The organism is Anoxybacillus sp. MB8, from assembly GCF_011006755.1.
Classification (GTDB): domain Bacteria; phylum Bacillota; class Bacilli; order Bacillales; family Anoxybacillaceae; genus Anoxybacillus; species Anoxybacillus gonensis.
Genome location: NZ_RXXX01000093.1, coordinates 1 through 1,445, shown reverse-complemented (window position 1 = coordinate 1,445; position 1,445 = coordinate 1). Strand labels below are relative to the sequence as shown.

Genomic DNA, 1,445 nt, shown 5'->3' with positions numbered 1-1,445 from the left:
TTTTCGGTACCGTCAAGAATTTTGTGTAATGCAAGATGGATAGGGTATCTCTGAAATGGATTTGGAATGGATAGGGAACCGATTTCCTCCCCACAGGAGACTGAATATTCAGTCTCCTGTGGGGAAAGGGAGAATCCCCTTATTTTGTTTATTTTCATTTACAATATATGGTTAATTGTAACGTTCTTCAAACATTCGCTGGAGGACTTCCTGCGCTTCGGCAAATCCTCGCAACTTTCGCCCCGCCCATTTCTCATTAAAGTCTTGGATCGTCAAATACACGACTTTTTCCGCGGCTTCTAAACTGCTCAAACTGTTCATCGGTTTTAGACGTTTCCGAATCTCCTTGATCGTTCGTTCGATGGCATTCGTCGTGTAAATTACACTTCGAATACTGTTTGGATAATTCATAAAGGTGAGGAGGACATCCAACTCATTGGCCCAAGATTGCACTTCTCTTGGGTACTTGCTCGACCATTTCGATTCAAACTGTCGAAACATCTCCAATGCGATTTCTTTACTCGGAGATCGATAAATGAGTTTCAGATCCTCCGCCATTTCGAATTGGTCTTTTTTCCGAACACGGCTGAGGGTGTTACGGACTTTGTGAACGACACAACGCTGTACGTCAGCTTTCGGATAAACCGCCCGAAAGGCTTCCTCCAGCCCCGGAAGACCATCAAATACGCCTAAAAGCACTTCCTTGACTCCTCTTTTGTAGAGCTGTTGGAGAATCTCCCGCCATCCATAGGCGCTTTCTTGTCCTCCCACGAAAAAATCGAGAATTTCGCGATATCCTTCTTCATTTACTCCTAACACCACATAAATGACTTCTTTCTCTACCGTATCACGGCGAAGTTTCACATACAAACCGTCCAAATATAAGACGGAATAACGCTTGTGTAGTGGACGGTTGCGCCATTTTTCGATGTCTTCCTTTACGACATCGGTAATATGGCTGATCGTCGTAGGAGAATAGGTACTTCCTAGAATTCGTTCGATCCACTTGCCAATTTCCCGTGTACTCATGCCGCTTTGATACATCTTGATGATGGCTTCTTCCAGCCAGCCGGTGTGTCGTTGGTAAGGGGCAAACAGCTGCGTTTGAAATTCTCCATTTCGGTCTCTTGGAACCAAAAGCCCTTCAATCCGGCCATATTGTGTATCTAGATTTCGTTGATAGTAGCCGTTTCTCATATTGGATGTGTCCGCTTGTTCGATTTCGAGGAAATTTTTAATTTCTTCCCGCATAATCAGCTCTAATTTTTCTTTCACAAACTGACGAATGGCATTTTCCAGTTGATTTGCCCAGTCGATATTCGATATACTTTTAGACATAGGTAGGGTTCTCCTTTCTCTGGAATGTTTTTCGTCCAATCAGAGAATACCCTACCTTTTTTCTTTTGGTCTAGCAAAATGCTTTACACAAAATTTTATACATCATC

1 protein-coding gene is annotated in these 1,445 nt (G+C 43.1%); it reads right to left on the bottom strand.

Going from position 1 to position 1,445, the window contains the following annotated elements; all coding sequences use genetic code 11:
- Positions 1-171: 171 nt before the first annotated feature.
- The gene (locus EKC99_RS15250) at positions 172-1,338 is read right to left on the bottom strand and encodes an IS256 family transposase (protein ID WP_019418135.1); all 1,167 of its coding nucleotides are present in this window, start codon (positions 1,336-1,338) and stop codon (positions 172-174) included.
- Between the last annotated feature and the right edge of the window lie 107 nt (positions 1,339-1,445).